Source organism: Janthinobacterium aestuarii, from assembly GCF_051380835.1.
GTDB classification, from domain to species: domain Bacteria; phylum Pseudomonadota; class Gammaproteobacteria; order Burkholderiales; family Burkholderiaceae_D; genus Janthinobacterium; species Janthinobacterium aestuarii.
In genome coordinates this window covers 276693-297425 of the sequence record NZ_JBNYXU010000002.1, presented here as the reverse complement: position 1 = coordinate 297425, position 20733 = coordinate 276693, and the positions used below count along the sequence as shown (strand labels likewise).

Here is a 20733-nt window from a genome sequence, read left to right as displayed (position 1 = left end):
CAACACCCGTCATGCCAACAATGTGTCGGATTACGCGGCGTGCCGCCGCTAATCCGACCTACGCTGGCCTGCGTGCACGATCCTTGCCAGTACCCCCTCACCAAACACCGTTTGAAACGGCAAATCCTTGCGCTGCGCATAGCCGATATAGCAATCGCACTTGAAGCGCGGGCAGCGGCGTTCCTGCAGCATGTCTGCCAAGTCATCCACGTACAGATTCCCCAAGCGCTCCGGCACGAAATGGCAGCGCGTCAGTTCGCCATCGCCGTCGACGGACAGCGACGCTTCGCCCGCCAGGCACGGTTTGCCGCGCGAGGGTGACGGACGGCGGCTTTGCGCGAACCACGGATCGGCGGCGTCGAGCCAAGCCAGGTCTTCCCCGCTGTAGTAGCCGGGGCCACGGCGGTCATAGGCGTTGAGCCACAGGTAGACGTGCGCGGGCAGGGCCGCGCGCAGGGTGCGGATGGCGTCCAGGTGTTCGTTCATGGCGACGACGCCGACGGAATAGCGCACGCCCATGGTGTCCAGGCGCGCGCAGCGTTCGAGAAAACGGGCCAGCGTTGTCTGGTCCGGGTGGTAGGTGCACCACAGGCCAATCTTTTCCACCCCGTCCATCGCTTGCAGCCAGTTCAGGGGGCCGGACAAATTCGTCTGCAGCGCTACTTGCCGCACATGGGGCAAAGCTGCCAGGGTTTGCATGGCCGTGCGGTAGTGGCGCCGCACCAGTGCTTCGCCCCACGGCGTGAACAGGACGCTAATGTCCCGTTTTTGCGCCGCCACCCAGCTGGTAAAGCGCGCCACTTCGCGCGCATCGCGGGTCAGGGTGGCGCGGCTGTCGCGCTTCTTGGCAAACGGGCAGTAGCCGCAGGCATAATTGCAGCTCGCCAAAGTGCCCCGGTACAGCAGGGACAAGGTGCCGGGCTCAGGTGTCATCTCCGTTATCAGCACGCCTGGCCGCCTTCGGCCATCAGCGCGCGCACCTTATCGGAGGCCAGCCACGGGCCGATGGTGTCGGCGTAGCTGTAGCCGCGGTCATTGAGGCGCAGCAGCGGGCCGTTTTCTTCCACCAGTTCCAGCGCGTGCAGTTCGGCCAGCTGCGGCAGATCAAGCTCGCAGCGGCTGCCGAAGCGCGCCGTGTAGGCGTTGCGGTCCAGGCCCGGTTCCGTCAGCAGCGACTGGATCACGTAGCGGCGGCGCTGTTCCGCATCATCGAGCACATAGCCGTGTTCGGCCTGCGCGAAGCGTTCCTCGTCCAGCGCCAGGTAGTTGTCGATGATGCCGATGGTCTCCGTTCTCGCCACCGCGTACTCGCTCGAATAATGCAGGCGCGAAGTGTAGGAGCGGGCGCCCGCGCCCAGGCCCACCATGCCGTCATTCTGGCAGCAGTACGACGGGCCGTTCTGCTCCGGCGCATGCGGTGCGCGGAACATGCGCATCGAGACCTGCTCATAGCCCTGGGCGCGCAAATGGTCGCGCGCGGCCGCGTACAGGGCCAGACGGCTGTCGCCGTCGCGGGCCAGCATGATGGGGTTGAGCGATTCCGCTCCCTGACGGCGCGCCACTTTTCCAAGACCCGTTTGTTCCCGCACGTACAGCGGATACAGATAGATTTCCTCGGGCCGGAAGGCCAATGCGCTGTCGATGGAAGCGAGCAGGCTGGCGACGGTTTGCCCGGCGATGCCGTAGATCAGGTCCAGGTTCAGGGTGGGAAAGCCTGCCGCGCGTATCAGGCCGATGGCGTGATGGACGGTGGCGTTTTGCTGGGGACGGGCCAGCGCGCGCATCTCGCCGGCGGCAAAGCTCTGGATGCCGAGGCTGACCCGGTCGATGCCATGCGCGCGGCAGACGGCAAGCCGCTCGGCCGTGATGGTTTCGGGCGACGCTTCGATGCCGGCCGGCGTGGCTTGCAGGTCGATGCCGAGGATGTCGCGCGCGCCGCACAGCAAGGTATCGAGCTGCGCGGGCGACAGATAGGTGGGCGTGCCGCCACCGAGCGCGAAGCGGGCAAAGTGCCGTTCGCCGAGGGCGCCGTTCATCGCGCGCATCTGCACAAGCACCTGCTGTACGTAGCGCTCGACCATGTCGGCGCTGGGGCGGGCCATGGCGAACAGGTTGCAAAAGCCGCAGCGCATTTCGCAAAACGGGATGTGGACGTAGGCGAAGAGGGCGGAGCGGTCCTGCTGCGCCCACAGCGGCGCGAGCGGCGCGGCCTGCGGCAGGGCGCGGTAGGCCGCCTTGTGCGGATACGAGTACGAATACGCCTGGTAGGGCGTGTGGCGCATGCGCTGCGCCAGGGTGCCCGGTTGTTCGGATGGGTTCACGGTGGGGACTCCTGGGAAATGGTATCTGGCGTGAGGAAGAAGTGCGCATACGGCACCTGCCACACGCTGTCATGGGCCACCCTGTGGCCACGGTAGCCGTCTTCGCCATACGCGCTGCCGTGGTCCGAGCAGACGATGGCAAACGTGGGCGAGCGCGCGGCGCAGGCCGTAAACAGCGGCGCCAGCGCGCTGTCGACATAGCGCAGGGCCGCCGCATGGCTGTCCAGGTTATCGCTGCGGCAGCCGGGCAGGTAGGCGCGGTTCGGCGTGTGCAGGGCGGCCACGTTAATGAACAAGAAGGTGCGCTGGTCGTTTTGCGCCAGCAGCCGGGTCGCCAGCGCCACCTGCTTTTGCGTCGAATGGCGGCTGGCCACGCCCATGCCGGCGCTCCAGTGGCTTTCCTGGAACAGCGATGGCAGCACCGTGCCCAGCGCCGTCTGTTTATTGAAGAAACCCACGCCGCCGATGCAGATGGTGCGGTAGCCGCGAGCGGCCAGCGCGGCGGGAAGGTCCGCTTCCTCGAATGTAAACGTGTGCGGCGAGGTGGTTTCGCTGCCAGCAAAGGCGCTGGCGAACAGGCGCGGATGGCGGCCCGGCGCGGCCGGCGTGGGCAGAAAGCCGGCAAAAAAAGCCTGGTGCGCCGCGTAGGTGAACGTGGCGGGCGAATGGCGCTTGTCCCAGCCGCCCGGCGGCAGAGAACGCCCCAGCACGGGCAATTCACCCGCCTCATACAGGGCTTGCGCCACGTCATAGCGCAGGGTGTCGAGCGTGATGAAAACGATGTCGTGGCTGCCGACGATGGCGTGCATGTCGGGGATGGGGGCTGTGTCTTTAAACATGTGTCAGTTGCGCAGCGTAAGTGTCCGCGCCTTGCCACAGCAGTCTTGGCAGCAGGTCGCCGAAGGCGTTCGCTTCGAGTACGCGGGCCTGGCCGTGGCGCACGACGAGGTCGTAGCCTGTTACGTGGCTGTGGGGGAATGCGCGCGCGGCCTGGGCGCTGGCCGCTTCCAGCGCCGCCATGTCGGCTGCGTTCAAGAGGCCGGCCGCATCGCCGCGCCGGTTGTCGAGGTGCAGATTCGTCATCATCTGGTCGCCGATGCGCGCCACCCGGTGCGCGGGCTGGCCGGCCACGGTCACGACTCGCAGGTCGTAATGGCTGTCGCCGCAGCGCGGCTTGTTCAGCCACGCTTCTGCGTACAGCTGTTGCGCGGCCAGCGCATCGACGAGGGCCGTGATGTCGTGCCGGGTTTCGTAGCGGGCCATGCGCTTGACGTTGAACAGGCGCGCCGCGCCGGCTCCATGGTGCAAGGCGGCCGAGGTGGTGGCTTGCTGGCGCCCGGCCTTGTTCCTGCGGTAGGCGACGACACCAGACGCGGACGAGCCGTAGCGCGGTTTCAGATAGACGCGGTCCAGGTCATGTTCGTGCAGCAGCGACTGCAGATGGTCGTAGCTCTCCACTGGTCCCAGCAGGGCAGGTATGGGCACGCCGTGCGCGGCCAAATGGCGCTGGCACGCCAGCTTGTCCGTCATGAGACAGATATCGGCTGGCGCATTGAAGACGCGCGCCTGCGGCAGGTCCGCCAGTTGCGCCGCCAGGGAGGCCATGGCAGCGCTAAAACCGGTAAACCACGCATCCATGGCCAGCAGCTCGCCATGTGCGGGCGCCTCGGCCGGCGGGCGGTCCAGCATCCGGCAGCCCGCATGCAGCAACAGCAGGTGGGCGGCAGGATCGTCGCCGGGCGGCTCGATCTTCAACTGGCCGGGCTGGCGCAAGGCTTCCCCCAGCAGCGCCGGCTGTGCCAGCCAGTCGCGCCACTCGAGCACCTGCGCGGGAGGCAGGCGCAGGTGCGCGCGCGCCGCCTGCATCAGGCGCACGCGCTTGCTGCCCTGTGTCGCCAGCAAAAGCATCGGTATTTATTCGCCGACGGCGACATAACGATAGCTTTCGCCGTCGTCTTCATCGGCTTCCTGTGGATCGTCCAGCACCACCTCGAACGGCAGCGCCTTCAAGTTCGCCTGATTTTCTTCCGAGATGTAATGGTGCGACAGGTCCAGGCGCTTCAACTTGCCCAATTGTGTGTGATTGAGTATCGCCACCGCGCCCAGGTCGCCGATGGTGCCCAGCGACAGGTCCAGGGTGTCAAGTTGCGCCACCAGTGGCTCTTCCGCCAGCCAGACGGCCAGGTCGTCGGCGATTTCCGCGTCGCGCAAGCCCAGGTAGCGCAAGGTCGGCACGGTCAGCTGCGCCAGCACCTTGCGGTACAGGTCGACGTCGCCGGAAAAGCCGTAGTCGTCCGTACCCAGCCACAGTTCCAGGTGTTCCAGCTGCGGCATGCTCGATTGCGCCAGTGCCTCGGCGATCTTTTGATCGAGGCCGCCCGCTTCGATGGTGAACCGGCGCAGGTTCTGGTGCGCGAACGGTTCGACGGTCAATTCATTGCCGCCACGGATGCGCAGCTCTTCCAGCTGCGGGAAGGCGTCCAGCAGCGGCTTGTAGCTGCCTTGCACGATCCACGAGATTTCGCATTCTTCGTACGTCATGTCGCCGATAAACAGGGCGCGCAAGTTCGGCAACTGCGGCGCGTGGCTGATCAGCGCAGCGATCACCTCGTCGGCGCCCGCTTCGTACGGGTCGCCCCACATGCCGATGATCAGCGCCTCAAGCGCATTCTTGTCGGTTTTTTCCAGGAAGCCGGCGATCAGGTCCGGCATCTTGCGCTTGTCGTCATATTCGAGCGAGAGGCGGTAGACGATATCCTGCCCGGATTGCAGCGCAATATCAGGATCGTACTGGACGACCTTTTTTTGGTGGAAGAGGGTGGTGCTTTCGGAAATCGTCATTGCTAAGGCTCCATGAAAGACAGTGAAAATCTTGTCTAATCCAAAATCTTAGCATGGGCGAAAGAGCCTATTGCACACCGCTGAAAAGCAACTATCTATGGATGACCACCAATAAGGCCTTGCCTTCCGTCTTGCCCAGGTTGCGTATCGTATGCGGCTGATCCGCCGGGTAGCGTGCCGTGCCGCCATTCTTGACCTTTTTCTTCGCCGTGCCCACTTCCAGCTCCAGGTTACCGTGGATGACCGTCAAATGTTCGGTGGTGCCCGGGTCGTGCGGCTGCGACGCCAGTTCGCCGCCCGGCGCCAGGGTCACTTCATACCATTCATATTTGCCGGCCAGTTCCATCGGTCCCAGGATGCGCAGCACGTAGCCCGCGTGGTCGCCGGGCAGGGTGGGTGTTTCGTGGGCGTCCGTGATGCGGATGGTTTCCACGGCTTTTTCCGCGCTGGACAGCAATTCGCCGATCTGTACGCCCAGGGCGTTGGCCAGGCGCCACGTGATGGCGATGGTGGGATTGGCTTTTTCGCGCTCGATTTGCGACAGCATGGACTTCGAAACGCCGGCGATGCGCGACAAATCCTCGAGTGTCAGGCCGCGCGCCAGGCGCAGCCGTTGCAGGGTGGCACCCACTTCAGGGGGAGAATTGGTCGAAACGCTGGTTTTCATCGGCAGGTGGCTTGCAAAGTTCAAAAGGCTTGGGTAATATCCACTATATTGAATTTCAGTTCGAAATAGTGGATTTTGAGGGGAAACACGGAAACGTGTAGACTTCAAACAGCGCTTCACGGTACAGCATAGTGCGCGCACCGGTCAAGCGGCCGCTTTCCCTATGGCGGCTGAGGTCACACGGATACCACAAACGCAGGGACACACAAGGATCATCATGAGCGAGCAAGCGAAGAACACCTTTTTCAGCGGTCTGCAACAGAACCTCGATCAACTGCGCCAGCAGGGCTTGTACAAGCCCGAGCGCGTGATCGCCTCGCGCCAGGGCGCCGAAGTGGTGTGCGACGATGGCCGTACCCTGATCAATATGTGTGCGAACAACTACCTGGGCCTGTCCGGCGACCTTCAGACGCAGGAAGCGTCCATTGCCGCTACGCAAAAATACGGCTACGGCCTGTCGTCCGTGCGCTTCATTTGCGGCACGCAAACCGTGCACAAGGAACTGGAGCAGGCGATCTCCAGCTTCCTCGGCACGGAAGACACGATCTTGTACGCGGCGGCCTTCGACGCCAACGGCGGCGTGTTCGAACCGCTGTTCGATGAAAACGACGCCATCATCTCGGACGCGCTGAATCACGCTTCCATCATCGACGGCATCCGCCTGTGCAAGGCTGGCCGCTACCGCTATGCCCACAACGACATGGCCGACCTGGAAGTGCAGCTGAAAGCGGCGATTGCCGCCGGCAAACGCCATAAAGTCATCGTCACGGACGGCGTGTTCTCGATGGATGGCACGATCGCGCAACTCGACAAGATCTGCGACCTGGCCGACCAGTACGGCGCGCTGGTGATGATCGACGAATGCCACGCTTCCGGCTTCATGGGCGCGACGGGCCGCGGCACGCACGAACACCACAATGTGATGGGCCGCATCGACATCATCACGGGCACCCTGGGCAAGGCCTTGGGCGGCGCCATGGGCGGCTTTACGTCGGCGCGCAAGGAAGTCATCGATACCCTGCGCCAGAAATCGCGTCCCTATTTGTTCTCGAACACGCTGGCGCCATCGATTGCCGGCGCTTCGCTGTCGGTACTGGAACGCCTGGCCAAGTCGACGGAACTGCGCGACCGCCTGCATGAAAACACGGCCTTCTTCCGCAGCGAGATCGAGCGCATCGGCTTTACCATCAAGCCGGGCACGCATCCGGTCGTGCCGGTGATGCTGTTCGACGCGCCCGTGGCGCAGAAATTTGCCGCCCGCCTGTATGAACTGGGCGTGCTGGTGACGGGCTTCTTCTACCCGGTCGTGCCGATGGGCCAGGCTAGGGTCCGCGTGCAGCTGTCGGCCGCGCATACGCGCGAACAGCTGGTGCAAGTGCTGGCCGCTTTCGAACAGGCTGGCAAGGAACTCGGTTTGCTGACCACTACCACTACTAATTAACAAGATTTCAGGAAAATAGCATGGAACGCATCTTAGTCATTGGCGCAAACGGCCAAATCGGTAGTGAACTGGTGGGCGCGCTGGCGCTGCAGCACGGCGCGGACAACGTCATCGCCAGCGACATCGGCACGAATAATCTGTACCAGGCCAAGCGCTACGCCCAGCTCAATGTGCTGGACAAGGACGGCCTGGCGAGCATTATCGCCGATGAAGGCATCACCCAGGTGTACCAGCTGGCCGCCATGCTGTCGGCCACGGGCGAAGCGGCGCCGCTGAAGGCGTGGAGCCTGAACATGGATGGCTTGCTCAATATCCTGGAACTGGCGCGCGAGCGTGGCGAGGCGGGCAAACCGCTGCGCATCTTCTGGCCATCGTCGATCGCCGCCTTCGGCCCGAATACGCCGCAAGTGAACACGCCGCAAATGACGGTGATGGACCCGACCTCGATGTACGGCATCAGCAAGCTGGCCGGCGAGCGCCTGTGCGAGTATTACTTCAACAAGTATGGCGTGGACGTGCGCAGCATCCGCTACCCGGGCATCATCAGCTACAAATCGCCTCCGGGCGGCGGCACCACCGATTACGCCATCGCCATCTTCCATGCGGCCTTGCGCGGCGAGCGCTATGACTGCTTCCTCGACGCGAACACCACTCTGCCGATGATTTACATGCCCGACGCGATCCGCGCCACCATCGAACTAATGGACGCGCCAGCGGCACAGATCAAGATCCGCTCGTCGTACAACGTGGCCGGCGTGTCGTTCAACCCCGAGCAGCTGGCCAAGGCCATCGTGCGCATGGTGCCGGACTTCAAGATCAGCTACAAGCCGGACAGCCGTCAGGCCATCGCCGACAGCTGGCCGCAAAGCCTGGACGACAGCAAGGCCAGTGCCGACTGGGGCTGGAAGGCGCAGATCGGCGTCGAGCAGATGGTCACGGACATGCTGGCCAATGTCGACGTGGGCCATGCGGCCAAGGCGGCCTGAGTTCAGCAGCAGTACTAAAAAAACATACTAAATAAAGAGACACCACATGGACATGAGCGTATTTGACCTGTTTAAAATCGGCATCGGGCCGTCGAGTTCCCATACCGTGGGACCGATGGTGGCGGCGCGGCGTTTTCTGGTCGAATACGGTCCGCTGGACCAGGTAGTGGGCGTCGAGGCGGCCCTGTATGGCTCGCTGGCGCTGACGGGCGTGGGCCATGCGACGGACAAGGCCGTCATTCTTGGCCTGATGGGCGAAACGCCGCAGGACGTGGCGCCCGATGAAGTCGACAGCAAGCTGGCGGCCATCGAGGCGGCCGGCGAGATCGCCTTGCTGGGCACGCACGTGGTGCCATTCACGGCCGCCACGGGTCTGGTCTGGCACAAGAGCGAGTCCCTGCCCGAACACCCGAACGGCATGCGTTTCACCCTGAAACTGGCGGACGGCAGCCGTGTCGACAAGGTGTATTACTCGATCGGCGGCGGTTTTATCCGCGAAGCCGAGGAAGTTCAAACTGCGGCGCAGGCCGAAGCAGCCGTGGAATCGGCCGCCAGCGCGCGAGTCGTCTTCCCCTTCGACACGATGGAGCAGTTGCTGGCCCACGGCGTGGAAAGCGGCTTGTCGATCCCGGAAATGCTGCGCGCGAACGAGTGCGTCAAGCGCAGCGACGAGGAATTGAACGCGGGCCTGGACCGCATCTGGCACGTCATGCGCGACTGCATCGCGCACGGCCTGGAAACGACGGGCAACCTGCCGGGCGGCTTGAATGTGAAGCGCCGCGCCGCGAAATTGTGGCGATTGGCGCAGGAGGCGAAAGCGTCCGACAACCGCGCCAACGACTTGCCGCACGACGCCGTGCACCTGGTCAGCCTGTATGCGATGGCCGTCAACGAGGAAAACGCGGCCGGCGGCAGGGTCGTGACGGCGCCGACCAACGGCGCCGCCGGCATCATCCCGGCCGTGCTGCGCTACTACGCGCAGGATTGCCGCCCCAGCGATCCGGTGGGCGGCGTGCGCCGCTTCATGCTGACGGCGGCGGCCATCGGCATGCTGTGCAAGCGCAATGCGTCGATCTCGGGCGCTGAAGTGGGTTGCCAGGGCGAAGTGGGCGTCGCTTGCGCCATGGCGGCGGCCGGCCTGGTGGCGGCCCTGGGCGGCACGAACGGACAGATCGAAAACGCGGCCGAAATCGGCATCGAACACCACCTGGGCATGACGTGCGACCCCATCGGCGGCCTGGTGCAGATCCCGTGCATCGAGCGCAATGGCATGGGCGCCGTGAAAGCCATCACGGCCGCCTCGCTGGCGCTGAAGGGCGACGGCACGCATTTCGTCAGCCTCGACGAAGTCATCGAAACCATGCGCCAGACGGGCGCGGACATGCAGGACAAGTACAAGGAAACGTCGCTGGGCGGGCTGGCCGTGCATGTGATTACGGTCAATCACGCAGCTTGCTGATGCGCTGGTGGTGTTGTCGGACTACGCGCTCACGCGCTAATCCGACCTACGGTGAATGGCAAGTCGCAGGTCGGCGTAGGTCGGCTTAGCGCAAAGCGCGTAAGCCGACACCACCACGGTAGTTGCCGACAAACTCACTCCTCCTCAAACAACTGCTCCAGCCTGCGCGGGTAGTTATTCAAGAAATCGCGCGTCACTGCATAGTGTTCCGTGTCTTCATATGCCACTTCGTGGATGCCGCCGCCTGTAAACATCAAAATCTTCGCGTTCGGGTACGCGAGCAAGATCGGCGAATGGGTGGCGATGATCAGCTGCGAGTCGTCCTGCACCAGCTGGTGGATCACGGACAATGCCGCCATCTGGCGGCTCGGCGACAGGGCCGCCTCCGGTTCGTCCAGCAGATACAAACCCTTGCCCCGCAGCTTGTTGATCAGGGTCGCCATGAACGCTTCGCCGTGCGATTGCGCGTGCAGCGACTTGCCGCCGTAGCTGCCCAGGTATTCGGGCATGTCGTCCATATAGGTGGCGACGTTGAAAAAGCTCTCGGCGCGCAGGAAATAGCTGTCCTCGGGTTTTTTATAGCTCTTGCTCAGGCGCAAGTGTGCGTGCAAGCCCGATTCCTCGTCCGACGGCAGGGCGATGCGCACATTGCGCGTGCCGCCATCTTTGCCGAAGCCCAGCCCCACGGCCAGCGCTTCGAGCATGGTCGACTTGCCGCTGCCATTTTCGCCCACGAAAAACGTCACGTCGCGGTGGAAGTCCATGTGCACGAAGTCGCGGATGGCGGGGATGGTGAACGGATAGTGATCGAGGTCGACGACGGCGTCGGAGCGCAGCGCGGCGCTTTGCAGATACGGTTTTTTACTCAGCGACATGGCCGGTTCTCGACTCCAATAATGATCATGGCAAGGGATACTCAGCACAGTGTGACGTAAATCGCCGGCGCACGCCAGTGCGTACGCCAGCCATGTTCGCCTGGCTTGATCTCATGCATTATGGCTTGTTTGATAATATCCAGGCTCTCCAATTGTCACATCTTGATCAGGCGGGCGCCACGCGATTCGCCTTGGACGGCGGCTGGCACTATAATATCCGCTGCCATTCATGATCAACCGCACTCAGCTCAACTGGACTCTTCAAATTTATGCACTACGTGTCTACCCGCGCTGATAAAGCGCCATCGAATCTGCAGCAATTCTCCGACATCCTCCTGGGCGGCCTGGCCCCCGATGGCGGACTGTATCTCCCAGAACACTACCCGCAAGTCACTGGTGCCGAGCTCAACGCCTGGCGCACATTGTCGTATGCCGACCTGGCCTACGAAATCCTGAAGAAGTTCGCCACCGATATCCCGGCCGCGGACCTGAAGGCACTGACGGCGAAAACCTATACCAAGGCAGTCTACAAGAACGCCCGCGTCGGCGAAAACGCGGCCGACATCACGCCGCTGCGCGTGCTCGAAGAAAACGCCGTCAAGGGCGGCCAGACCACCCTGATGCTGCAGGCGCTGTCGAACGGCCCGACCCTGGCTTTCAAGGACATGGCCATGCAGCTGCTGGGCAACCTGTTCGAATACACCTTGGCCAAGCACGACGCCGAACTCAATATCTTCGGCGCCACGTCGGGCGACACGGGCAGCGCTGCCGAATACGCGATGCGCGGCAAGAAGGGCATCCGCGTCTTCATGCTGTCGCCGCACAAGAAAATGAGCGCCTTCCAGACGGCGCAGATGTTCAGCCTGCAAGACCCGAATATTGTCAACATCGCCGTCGAAGGCGTGTTCGACGATTGCCAGGACATGGTCAAGGCCGTGTCGAACGACTTGCCGTTCAAGGCCAGGCAGAAGATCGGCACCGTCAATTCCATCAACTGGGCGCGAGTCGTGGCGCAAGTTGTCTACTACTTCCGCGGTTACCTGGCAGCGACCACCAGCAACGAGCAAAAAGTGTCGTTCACGGTGCCTTCGGGCAACTTCGGCAATATCTGCGCCGGCCATATCGCCCGCATGATGGGCTTGCCGATCTCGAAACTGGTGGCCGCCACGAATGAAAACGACGTGCTCGACGAATTCTTCCGCACGGGTGTCTACCGCGTGCGCAAGTCGGCCGAGACGTACCACACAAGCAGCCCGTCGATGGATATCTCGAAAGCGTCGAACTTCGAGCGCTTCGTCTACGACCTCGTGGGCCGCGACAGCGACCGCGTGCGCGCCCTGTTTACGAAAGTGGAAACGCACGGCGGCTTCGACTTGTCCGGCAAGCCTGGCAGCGATGGCGACGAATTCAAGCTCGTCGCCAAGTACGGCTTCAAGTCGGGCAAGTCCACGCACCAGGACCGCCTCGACACCATCCGCGACGTGGCCGACGACTACGGCATCACCATCGACACGCACACGGCCGACGGCATCAAGGTGGCGCGCGAGCACCTGGAACCGAACGTGCCGATGATCGTGCTGGAAACCGCATTGGCGGCCAAGTTCAACGAAACCATCCTCGAAGCGCTGGGCGTGGATGCGGAACGGCCAAGCGGCTTCGAGAACATCGAAGACTTGCCGCAAAAGTTCGTCGTGATGGATGCCGATGTCGAGAAAATGAAGGCGTATATCGCCGCCAACACGGGACTGTGATGACAGACGCCAGCCCTGTACGCAAACCGATGCTGTCGGTGGCCGAGGCGCAAGCCTTCATGCTGCGCGCGGCGCGCCCGGTGGCTGACGTGGAGCTGGTCGACACCATGCGCGCCAACGGCCGCGTGCTGGCGGCCGCGCAAACGTCGACCCTGAACGTGCCCGAGCGCGACAATACGCAGATGGACGGCTACGCCGTGCGCGCCAGTGACTGCGCCAGCGGCGCGGCCAGCTTGCCCGTGTCGCAGCGCATCGCGGCCGGCCACGTGGGCCAGCCCTTGCAGCCGGGGACGGCGGCGCGCATCTTCACGGGCGCTTTGATTCCGGAAGGCGCCGATTGCGTCGTCATGCAGGAGCAGTGCACGGTGGCGGATGGCGTGGCGACGGTCAACCACGTGCCGGCAGCGGGCGAATGGGTACGCCGCCAGGGCGAGGATATCCGCGCCGGCGGCGAAATCCTCGGTGCGGGCCGTCGCCTGCGCAGCCAGGAAATGGGCCTGGCCGCCTCGGTGGGCCTGGCGCAGCTGCCCGTGCTGCGCAAACTGCGGGTGGCCGTATTTTTCACCGGCGACGAGCTGGCCATGCCCGGCGAACCCCTGGCGCCGGGTGCCGTCTACAACTCGAATCGCTTTACCTTGCGCGGCTTGCTGGAAAACCTCGGTTGCGAAATCACGGACCTGGGCATCGTGCCCGACAGCCTGGACGCGACGCGCGCCGTGCTGCGTCAAGCGGCCCAGGGCAATGATCTGATCATCACCTCGGGCGGCGTGTCCGTGGGCGAGGAGGACCATATCAAGCCGGCCGTGGAAGCGGAAGGACGCTTGAACATGTGGCAGATCGCCGTCAAGCCGGGCAAGCCGCTGGCGTTTGGCGAAGTGCGGGAGGCGTTCTTTGTCGGCTTGCCCGGCAATCCCGTGTCCAGCTTCGTCACGTTTTTGCTGTTCGTGCGCCCGTTCATCCTGCGTCTGCAAGGCGTGGCGGGGGACCTGGCGCCGCGCAGCTACAAGCTGCCGGCCGCGTTCGAACGCCTGAAGGCGGACAAGCGCAACGAGTTCTTGCGCGCCAAAGTCAATGACGAGGGCGAGCTGGAACTGTTCGCCAACCAGAGTTCGGGCGTGCTGACGTCCACTGTGTGGGGCGACGGCTTGATCGATTGCCCGCCGGGGCTGTCGATTGCGCGCGGCGACATGCTGCGTTTTATCCCGTTTAACGAATTGCTGTACTGAGGAAGCATCGATGAAGATCAATCTGCGATTTTTTGCCAGCGTGCGCGAGCTGGTGGGCACCGGTCATGAAGTGCTGGAAGGTGCCGAGCCGCTGACGGTGGGCGCGGTGAGAGCGCTGCTGATCGCCCGCGGCGGCAACTGGGAATACGCGCTGGCGCAGGGCCGCGCGCTGCGCATGGCCCACAACCAGGTGATGTGCGATGCCGACACCGTGATCGGTGACGGCGACGAGGTGGCGTTCTTCCCGCCCGTGACGGGCGGCTGATCCCGCTTGCCAGTGAGACGGCCACTTCATCGAAGTGGCCGTTTTTTCATGAAGACTTGGTTTTCGGTTTGTCGCCGCTGCACGTGGCGCAGGTGACGGCTTTCCGGTAGCGCCAGTATTTCGAGCCGATGAAAATGGCCGAGGCCACCAGCGACCAGATCAGCGCGCTGAGGATGTCGGCCTGGCTGGTCGTGCCCTTGCTGTACTCGACCACCGTCAGGATGATGAATAAAATCGAACTGGCCAGCAAATAGCGGGAAATCCAGAATCCTGCGCCCATGTGTTTCTCCTCTTGTCGTCTCGTTGTCTCGTGAAGTCAAAGCTGATCGTTGCAGCATGTCCGCGCAGTATGCATCATTTTTCGGCATTCTTGCCATCCCCATGCCTTATCTCGACTAAAATGCCGGGGTTTTCACCGTCTTCCAGCATGCCATGACCCATTCCAGCCTTCCTCCCTTTCACATCGCCGTCATCGGCGGCGGCCCCGCCGGCCTGATGGCCGCCCAGGCTGCGTCCGGCCTGGGAGCCAGGGTGGAACTGTTCGACGCCATGCCGTCCGTCGGCCGCAAATTCCTGCTGGCGGGGCGTGGCGGCATGAACATCACGCATGCGGAAGGCTACCAGCCTTTTGTCTCGCGCTACGGCAGGCAGGCGCATCGGGTGAAACCGGCGCTGGACCAGTTTGGCCCGCAAAAGGTGCGTGACTGGGTGCACAGCCTGGGCGTGGAGACCTTTGTCGGCTCCTCGAACCGCGTCTTCCCGACGGACATGAAAGCGGCGCCATTGCTGCGCGCCTGGCTGCACCGCCTGCGCGAAGCGGGCGTGCAATTTCACATGCGCCACCGCTGGACGGGCTGGCGCGACGGCCAGCTGGCGTTTGCCACGCCGGACGGCGAACGCCTGCACTCCTTCGACGCCGTGATTTTGGCGCTCGGTGGCGGCAGCTGGGCGCGCCTGGGATCGGACGGCGCCTGGTTGCCGCTGCTGCAAGGGGAGGGTGTGGCCGTGGAAGCGCTGGCACCGGCCAATTGCGGCTTCGACGTGGACTGGAGCGCGCATTTCAGCAGCCGCCATGCGGGCGAACCGCTGACGACCGTTGCCATCACGGCGCATGACATCGACGGCTTGCGGATCAAGCGCCAGGGCCAGTTCGTCATCACGGCGGGCGGCGTGGAAGGCAGCCTGATTTATGCCTTGTCGGCCGCGCTGCGCGAGCAGATCGCACGCGACGGCAGCGCCACCATCTGGCTTGACCTGGCGCCCGACCACAGCCATGAACGCGTGTTCGAGGAAGTGACGCGCCCCCGTGGCGCCCGTTCCATGTCCAGCCACCTGAATAGCCGGCTGGGCATCAAGGGCGTGAAATCGGGCTTGCTGCGCGAATGCCTGAGCGCCGCCGACTTTGCCGACGAAGCCAAACTGGCTGCAGCCATCAAGCTGCTGCCCGTCACCTTGCAGCGCCCGCGCCCCATCGATGAAGCCATCAGCAGCGCCGGCGGCGTGGTGTTCGACGGCGTCGACGGCAGCATGCTGCGCGCCATGCCGGGCGTCTTCGTGGCGGGGGAAATGCTGGACTGGGAAGCGCCGACGGGCGGCTACCTGCTGACGGCCTGCCTGGCGCAAGGCAAGGCGGCCGGCGAGCAGGCGGTGAGCTGGCTGGAAGAGAAGGTCAATGCCAGGTAATCTCGCCTGAGCCGCTCTTTTGGGTCTCGCGCTGGCGCGGGTTGCCGTGGACGTTAATGTCGCCGCTGCCGCGCAGGGTCAGGTTGGCCGCGTCGCGCACGAAGACGGTGCTCGTCCCCGAGCCTTGCAGGCTGACGCTGGCCTTGTCTGCGGCCAGGTGCTCGGCATCGATGTCGCCTGATCCGCTCAGGTCGGCACGCAGGAATTTCGTGTTGCCGCTGGCGGCGATGCGCCCGGAGCCCACCATTTCCAGCACCACGCTGTCGCTGTTGCCGGCGTTGATGTCGAGGTCGCCGCTGCCGTTGACGGTGGCTTGCACCTGCTTGTAGCGTCCCGTGAAGCTGACGTCGCCCGATCCCGTCAATTCCAGGATAAAACTGTCGCCGGAAAATCCCGTGATCTTGCTGTCGCCATTGCCGTGCACTTCCACGCGCACGAGGGCTGGCAGCACCAGTTCCACCTGCAGCGGCTGGCGATGGTGGAACAGCATGCCTTTCGGGCCGATATGCAGGGTCGTGCCATCCTGTGTCGTGTCGACGTTCGACAGCAAGCGCTGCTCGCCGCTGACCTTCAGCGATGGCGTGGCGCCGCGGCGCAGCACCAGGTCGATGGGGCCGGCCAGGTCGATGCTGTTGATACTGGCGGCAACCGGGCGCGTTTCGCTGCGCACGGCGCGGCCGGCGGCGCTGCTGGGGTTGCTGATTCCCTTGGCGCGCAGCGCCGCATACGACATGGCGATCAGGACCAGTGCCAGCAAGAGCATGGACAGGCCAACTTTGAGCAAGCGTTTCATGGCAGCCTTTCTAGTGACCTTTGAGCAGAGAGACATTCATGGCGACATAGCGCCTGATACCGATCAAGGTATAGCGCGTGACCACCAGACTGAGCAGGAAGATGGCGATGCCGCCGAGCAGCATGCCCACGCCGAAGACGGTTTGCGTGGTGCGCGCATCGCGGTCCATGTCGGTGGAGATGCGGATGCCGCCGCCGGCCAGCGCTTCGGCCCGCTCCATCACGCGCGAGGAAGCGCCCGGCGCCTCGGGCTCGGACTCGGCTTTGACGGGGCCGGGCAGGTGATCGACTTCGATGCCTGCGTCGCCGATGGTGATGCGCGTTTCGCGCCCTTCGCCGCCTTCGCCGCCGTCATGGATGAAGACGTGGCGCAGCGGGCCGTCGAGCACCAGTTCGTTGGCGCCGGACAAGCCGCTGGCCGTGATGGCGATGCCGGCCAGGTAAAAGCTCAGGCCGGCGGCATACAGGGCGGCCAGCAGGGCCGCGTACACGGCGGCAGGCACGACCATGAACAGGTTGAAAATGGCCAGGCCCACGAGCGAGACGAGCAGGCGCAGCAGGTTGACGGGGGTCTTCTTTTGCTCGAACGCCTGGCGGTGGGTGCTGCTGCGCAAGGTGAGGGCGATTTTTTTCGGGTCGCCCAGATCGTCGGCGATTTCGTGCTCGCTGCGGCCGGCCGCGGCGCCTTCGATGAAGGTCTGTTCGTAATAATCGAGGGTCTTGGCCACCAGATCCGGTGGCAAGCCTTCCAGCGCGCGCCGCAGTGCGTCGAGATAATCTTGCTTGTTCATCATATTCTTCCTGTCAGTCCGCTTTGCCGCTTCAGCCCATTGCCGGCAGCAGCATGCTTGCCTGGCTCAGCAGCAATGGCGCATGGGATGCCTGCTGTACGCTGACGACGATCAAGGTGGCCAGCGCCACGCAAGCGAGCAGGGCCACGGCTTTCAAGCTGTTTTTCAAGTGCAAGGTGGTGTGCATGGTATTTCCCGTGGCATGGACGTTGTCGATGATCAGACTGTACCCAAGCGCACGCGAGCGCACCAGCGCGGTGCGACAGAATGCAATTTCGCGGGGGCGAGCGACACCAGGGCAGGATGCACCGTCAAGGCTGTTTTGCCGCCTTGCCCGTGGTCACCATCCTCGCTGCCGCCACGCCGCTGCGCACGGCCGCCTCGATGGTGGCCGGATAATCTTGCGTCCGGTCATCATTTGCCGTGTAGTCGCCGGCCAGCAGCAAGCCCGGCACGCCGCTGGCGTTGCCGGGGCGGGCCAGGTCCGGCGTGCAGGCAAACGTGGCGCGCTTTTCCGTGATCAGCTGGGTACAGGCCGGTTGCGCCAGTTCCGGGCGCTGCAGCACCTGCGCCAGCTGCGCGGCGATCGCTTGCGCCAGCGGTCCATGACCTTGCTCGGCGGCAGCGCTTGACGCGCTGATGACGACGGCCAGCAAGCCCGCCTGGTTGCTGTCGAGCTGGCCCCGATCGAAGACGAACTGGCCCCAATGCTGCTGCTCCGGCGCATCGACGAGGGCGTAGAACGGCAAGTCCAGGCGCACCGAGGCGTCGTATTGCAGGTAGCAGGTGCTGATGGCTTCCGGCGTGAAAGCTTGCATGCGGCCAATAGCCTCGTCGAGGCGCGCATCGTGCAAGCCCTGCAGCAGGTTGATGGCCTGCACGGACGAGGTGGCGACGATGACGGCGTCGTAAGTGCCGGTCTCATCAAGCTGCCAGCAACCATCGGCCAGCGCTTGCAAGGTGTCGACCTTGGCGCCCGTGCGCACTGCGCCGCCATGCCGTTCCACATAGCGGGCGGCCGCGTCGGGCAACAGGCTACTCAAATCCGCTTTCGGGATCAGCATGTCGGATGCCCGTCGGCGCGATGCGCCCAGGCTGTCGCGCAGCACGTTGACGAAGACGCGGGCCGAGGCGCGCTCGGGCGGCGTATTCAACGCGGCCAGGCACAGCGGATACCACATCAGCCGGTTCAAGCGCTCCGTCTGGTCGAAGCGCTGCAGCAATTCGCTGACCGTGCAATCGTTATACAGCTGCCAGCCCATCCAGCGCATGGCCGTGGAAAAACGCATCAGGGCCAGCTTGTCGGCACGCAATAAACCTTTGGCGCGCAGCAGGGCCCACGCCAGGTGCAGCGGTGCGGGCAGGCGGGGCGCGATGAAATCCATGCCGCCCGAGTCCGCCGGATAGCGCATCTGCAGGGGCAGCGTGAGGATCAGTTCGCCAGGGTCTTGCCCCGCGAGCTTGATCAGGCGCAAGGTTTCCGTGTACGCGCCCAGCAGGATGTGCTGGCCGTTGTCGAATAGCGTATTTTCTCGCTCGACGCGGCGTGCGCGCCCGCCCAAGGTGCGCGCCGCCTCGAACACGGTCACCGAATGACCGGCGCGCGCCAGTTCCATGGCCGCCGCGCAGCCGGCCCAGCCGGCGCCGATGACGGCGTAGCGTTGCTTCACGGCCTGATCAGCCACGAACCCAGGTCTTCCAGGCCAGCCACAGTTTGCGGATCGGCGTGAGCGAGATGCGCTGTTTCAGCACGTGGTAGCCGTCGCGCTCGACTTCATTGAGCAAGGTGCGGTAGATGGCGGCCATGATCAGCCCCGGGCGCTGGGCGCGGCGGTCTTCCGCCGGCAGCAGGGCGAATGCCTCGTCGTAGGCCTTTTGCGCGCGCGCCACCTGGAAACGCATGAGGTTTTCAAAGTTTTCGCTATGGCGCGCATTCAGCAGGTCGGCCGCCGTGACATTGAATTGCTGCAATTCGCTGATCGGCAAATAGATGCGCCCCTTGCGCGCATCTTCGCCCACGTCGCGGATGATGTTGGTCAGCTGGAAAGCATGGCCGAGCTTTTCCGCGTACAGCAGAGTTTCCGGGCGGGTCGCACCGAAGATGCTGGCGGACAAGATGCCGACCACGCTGGCCACGTGCCAGCAATAGCGGCTCATGGCCTGGTAATCGAGGTAGCGGGTCTGGTTCAAGTCCATTTCCATGCCGTCGATGATGGCCTGCAAATGCTTTTCTTCCAGTTTATAGATGTCCAGGTGCGGCTGCAGCGCGCGCATCACCGGATGCGTGGGGTTGCCCTCGTACATGGCCTTGACTTCCTTGCGCCACCAGACCAGCTTGGTACGTGCCACGGCTTCGTCCGTGCATTCATCGACCGTGTCATCGACTTCGCGGCAGAACGCGTACAGGGCCGTGATGGCCTTGCGGCGCTCGGCCGGCAGGAACAGGAAGCTGTAGTAGAAGCTGGAGCCGCTCTGGGCGGCCTTTTGTTGGCAGTATTCGTCGGGAGACATAGTCAAAAGAGCAAGGGTTGCAGATCGAAGCCGCTATTCTATCGTCTTACAGAGTGGGCGACGGGGGAAAAGCCGTTTTTACTTGTGTCTCTTGATGCAAGCTTTTGCGCGACATGCGCAGGGCGCGCCAGAAAATGACCAGCCAGTCGCGTTTCTCCAGCTTGGGACGGCGCCGGAACACGTCGTAATTGACGGCTTCGATGCACTCGAGAATGCGCAAGCCCCCTTGCACCACCAGGCGCAGTTCCCAGCCGATGCGCCCGCGCAAACGCAGGGCCAGCGGCGCGCCGGACAGCATCAGTGCGCGCGCGCGGGCCACTTCGAAGCGCATCAGGGCGCTCCACTTGCCGTGCGCCTCGGGCCGCTCGAAGGCGGCGGCGGAGACGGCAAAGCGGCTCAAGTCTTCCATCGGCAGGTAGATGCGCTCTTTTTGCTGGTCGATGGCGACGTCTTGCAAGAAATTAATTAGTTGCAAAGCTGAACATATGGCATCGGAATCGCGTACATTCTGTTCATCGGCCGCGCCATACAGGTGCAGCATCAGCAGCCCCACGGGGTTGGCGGAGCGGGCGCAGTAATCGAGCACGTCGTCGTAGCTGGCGTAGCGCGTCGTTTCCACATCCTGCTTGAAAGCCGACAACAGGTCGTAAAACGGCTTCAGCGGCAGCTGGTGTTTGGCAATGACAGCGGCCAGGCGTTCGAACATGGCGGCGTTCTCGCCGGCATGGCCTTCCTGGCGGTCGATGCGGCCCAGGGCTTCTTCGTAGGCGTGCAGGGCCGCGAGGCGTTCGGCCGGCGTGGCGTCGCCTTCATCGGCCAGGTCGTCCGCGCTGCGGGCGAAGGCATAGATGGCTTCGACGGCGGGCACCAGGCGGCGCGGCAGTAAAAATGATGCAACAGGAAAATTTTCGTAATGGTCTACAGGCATGAACACACTTCTCTAGTCTTGCGTTTGTCCGGCACCCCAAACGCTCGAGTGTGGCCGGACGTTGTACGTCTCAAGATTAATGACGCAAAAGTCACTAAAAACTTTTATGCACGATTATAATTAATAACCAGAAAGTCAGTAGGCGAAGAGTACTCCCCGTCACGACCAAGCTGATATTGTCACAAATTTAAGGATA

General features: G+C 63.6%; 21 protein-coding genes. 7 read left to right on the top strand and 14 right to left on the bottom strand.

The window, feature by feature from the left end; genetic code table 11:
* Nucleotides 1-48: 48 nt before the first annotated feature.
* From ACQ4WO_RS07525 to ACQ4WO_RS07500, 6 genes are all read right to left on the bottom strand, one after another.
* Entirely contained in the window at nt 49-933 is an 885-nt protein-coding gene (locus tag ACQ4WO_RS07525) for an STM4011 family radical SAM protein (protein WP_436480870.1), read from the bottom strand.
* An 8-nt stretch (nt 934-941) separates the two neighbouring features.
* Nucleotides 942-2321, bottom strand: coding sequence for an STM4012 family radical SAM protein (locus tag ACQ4WO_RS07520; RefSeq protein ID WP_436480869.1), 1380 nt, complete (start codon nt 2319-2321; stop codon nt 942-944).
* Nucleotides 2318-3160 (bottom strand): STM4013/SEN3800 family hydrolase, encoded by an 843-nt coding sequence (locus ACQ4WO_RS07515; RefSeq protein ID WP_436480868.1) that lies wholly within the window; start codon nt 3158-3160, stop codon nt 2318-2320. The genes ACQ4WO_RS07520 and ACQ4WO_RS07515 overlap by 4 nt, the downstream gene beginning before the upstream one ends.
* The gene (locus ACQ4WO_RS07510; protein WP_436480867.1) at nt 3153-4229 is read right to left on the bottom strand and encodes an STM4014 family protein; all 1077 of its coding nucleotides are present in this window, start codon (nt 4227-4229) and stop codon (nt 3153-3155) included. Before ACQ4WO_RS07510 ends, ACQ4WO_RS07515 begins: the two co-directional genes overlap by 8 nt.
* 6 nt (nt 4230-4235) lie before the next feature.
* A complete protein-coding gene (locus ACQ4WO_RS07505; RefSeq protein ID WP_436480866.1) occupies nt 4236-5162 on the bottom strand; it encodes an STM4015 family protein in 927 nt (308 codons plus the stop codon).
* Between the two features lie 91 nt (nt 5163-5253).
* The gene (locus tag ACQ4WO_RS07500; protein WP_034751403.1) at nt 5254-5829 is read right to left on the bottom strand and encodes a helix-turn-helix domain-containing protein; all 576 of its coding nucleotides are present in this window, start codon (nt 5827-5829) and stop codon (nt 5254-5256) included.
* A 217-nt stretch (nt 5830-6046) separates the two neighbouring features.
* On the opposite strand from ACQ4WO_RS07500, the gene kbl reads away from it, so the two are divergent.
* The 3 genes from kbl to ACQ4WO_RS07485 are packed head-to-tail and all read left to right on the top strand — an operon-like array spanning nt 6047 to nt 9715.
* Entirely contained in the window at nt 6047-7270 is a 1224-nt protein-coding gene (gene kbl / locus ACQ4WO_RS07495) for a glycine C-acetyltransferase (RefSeq protein ID WP_436480865.1), read from the top strand.
* Nucleotides 7271-7290: 20 nt separating this feature from the next.
* A complete protein-coding gene (locus ACQ4WO_RS07490) occupies nt 7291-8256 on the top strand; it encodes an NAD-dependent epimerase/dehydratase family protein (protein WP_436480864.1) in 966 nt (321 codons plus the stop codon).
* 46 nt (nt 8257-8302) lie between these two features.
* Nucleotides 8303-9715, top strand: a complete 1413-nt coding sequence (locus tag ACQ4WO_RS07485; protein WP_436480863.1) for an L-serine ammonia-lyase — start codon at nt 8303-8305, stop codon at nt 9713-9715.
* A 134-nt stretch (nt 9716-9849) separates the two neighbouring features.
* On the opposite strand, the gene ACQ4WO_RS07480 is transcribed toward ACQ4WO_RS07485, so the two are convergent.
* The gene (locus ACQ4WO_RS07480; protein WP_139092813.1) at nt 9850-10590 is read right to left on the bottom strand and encodes an AAA family ATPase; all 741 of its coding nucleotides are present in this window, start codon (nt 10588-10590) and stop codon (nt 9850-9852) included.
* A 269-nt stretch (nt 10591-10859) separates the two neighbouring features.
* Between ACQ4WO_RS07480 and thrC the strand changes: the two genes are divergently transcribed.
* Genes thrC through ACQ4WO_RS07465 form a run of 3 tightly spaced genes read left to right on the top strand, consistent with a single transcriptional unit; the run spans nt 10860 to nt 13832 of the window.
* Nucleotides 10860-12341 (top strand): threonine synthase, encoded by a 1482-nt coding sequence (gene thrC, locus ACQ4WO_RS07475; protein WP_436480862.1) that lies wholly within the window; start codon nt 10860-10862, stop codon nt 12339-12341.
* A complete protein-coding gene (locus tag ACQ4WO_RS07470; RefSeq protein WP_436480861.1) occupies nt 12341-13567 on the top strand; it encodes a molybdopterin molybdotransferase MoeA in 1227 nt (408 codons plus the stop codon). Before thrC ends, ACQ4WO_RS07470 begins: the two co-directional genes overlap by 1 nt.
* Nucleotides 13568-13577: 10 nt before the next feature.
* Nucleotides 13578-13832 (top strand): MoaD/ThiS family protein, encoded by a 255-nt coding sequence (locus ACQ4WO_RS07465; RefSeq protein WP_436480860.1) that lies wholly within the window; start codon nt 13578-13580, stop codon nt 13830-13832.
* A 46-nt stretch (nt 13833-13878) separates the two neighbouring features.
* On the opposite strand, the gene ACQ4WO_RS07460 is transcribed toward ACQ4WO_RS07465, so the two are convergent.
* Nucleotides 13879-14112, bottom strand: coding sequence for a hypothetical protein (locus ACQ4WO_RS07460; protein WP_436480859.1), 234 nt, complete (start codon nt 14110-14112; stop codon nt 13879-13881).
* Nucleotides 14113-14264: 152 nt separating this feature from the next.
* Here ACQ4WO_RS07460 and ACQ4WO_RS07455 point away from each other — a divergent pair, with 152 nt between their 5' ends.
* On the top strand, nt 14265-15515 hold the full coding sequence (locus ACQ4WO_RS07455; protein WP_436480858.1) for a TIGR03862 family flavoprotein: 1251 nt from the start codon (nt 14265-14267) through the stop codon (nt 15513-15515).
* On the opposite strand, the gene ACQ4WO_RS07450 is transcribed toward ACQ4WO_RS07455, so the two are convergent.
* The 6 genes from ACQ4WO_RS07450 to hpnC form a co-directional block, all read right to left on the bottom strand.
* Entirely contained in the window at nt 15502-16308 is an 807-nt protein-coding gene (locus tag ACQ4WO_RS07450) for a head GIN domain-containing protein (RefSeq protein ID WP_436480857.1), read from the bottom strand. The two genes, ACQ4WO_RS07455 and ACQ4WO_RS07450, sit on opposite strands and share 14 nt — an antisense overlap.
* Nucleotides 16309-16318: 10 nt before the next feature.
* The gene (locus tag ACQ4WO_RS07445) at nt 16319-17101 is read right to left on the bottom strand and encodes a DUF1700 domain-containing protein (protein ID WP_436480856.1); all 783 of its coding nucleotides are present in this window, start codon (nt 17099-17101) and stop codon (nt 16319-16321) included.
* A 28-nt stretch (nt 17102-17129) separates the two neighbouring features.
* Nucleotides 17130-17285 carry a hypothetical protein gene (locus ACQ4WO_RS07440; RefSeq protein WP_161781480.1) on the bottom strand — a complete coding sequence of 52 codons (156 nt, stop codon included), beginning with the start codon at nt 17283-17285 and terminating at the stop codon, nt 17130-17132.
* 124 nt (nt 17286-17409) lie between these two features.
* Complete coding sequence (hpnE, locus tag ACQ4WO_RS07435) at nt 17410-18768, bottom strand: hydroxysqualene dehydroxylase HpnE (protein ID WP_436480855.1); 1359 nt, start codon at nt 18766-18768, stop codon at nt 17410-17412.
* A 7-nt stretch (nt 18769-18775) separates the two neighbouring features.
* Nucleotides 18776-19609 carry a presqualene diphosphate synthase HpnD gene (gene hpnD / locus ACQ4WO_RS07430; RefSeq protein ID WP_139092815.1) on the bottom strand — a complete coding sequence of 278 codons (834 nt, stop codon included), beginning with the start codon at nt 19607-19609 and terminating at the stop codon, nt 18776-18778.
* A gap of 46 nt (nt 19610-19655) precedes the next feature.
* On the bottom strand, nt 19656-20537 hold the full coding sequence (gene hpnC / locus ACQ4WO_RS07425; RefSeq protein ID WP_436480854.1) for a squalene synthase HpnC: 882 nt from the start codon (nt 20535-20537) through the stop codon (nt 19656-19658).
* Between the last annotated feature and the right edge of the window lie 196 nt (nt 20538-20733).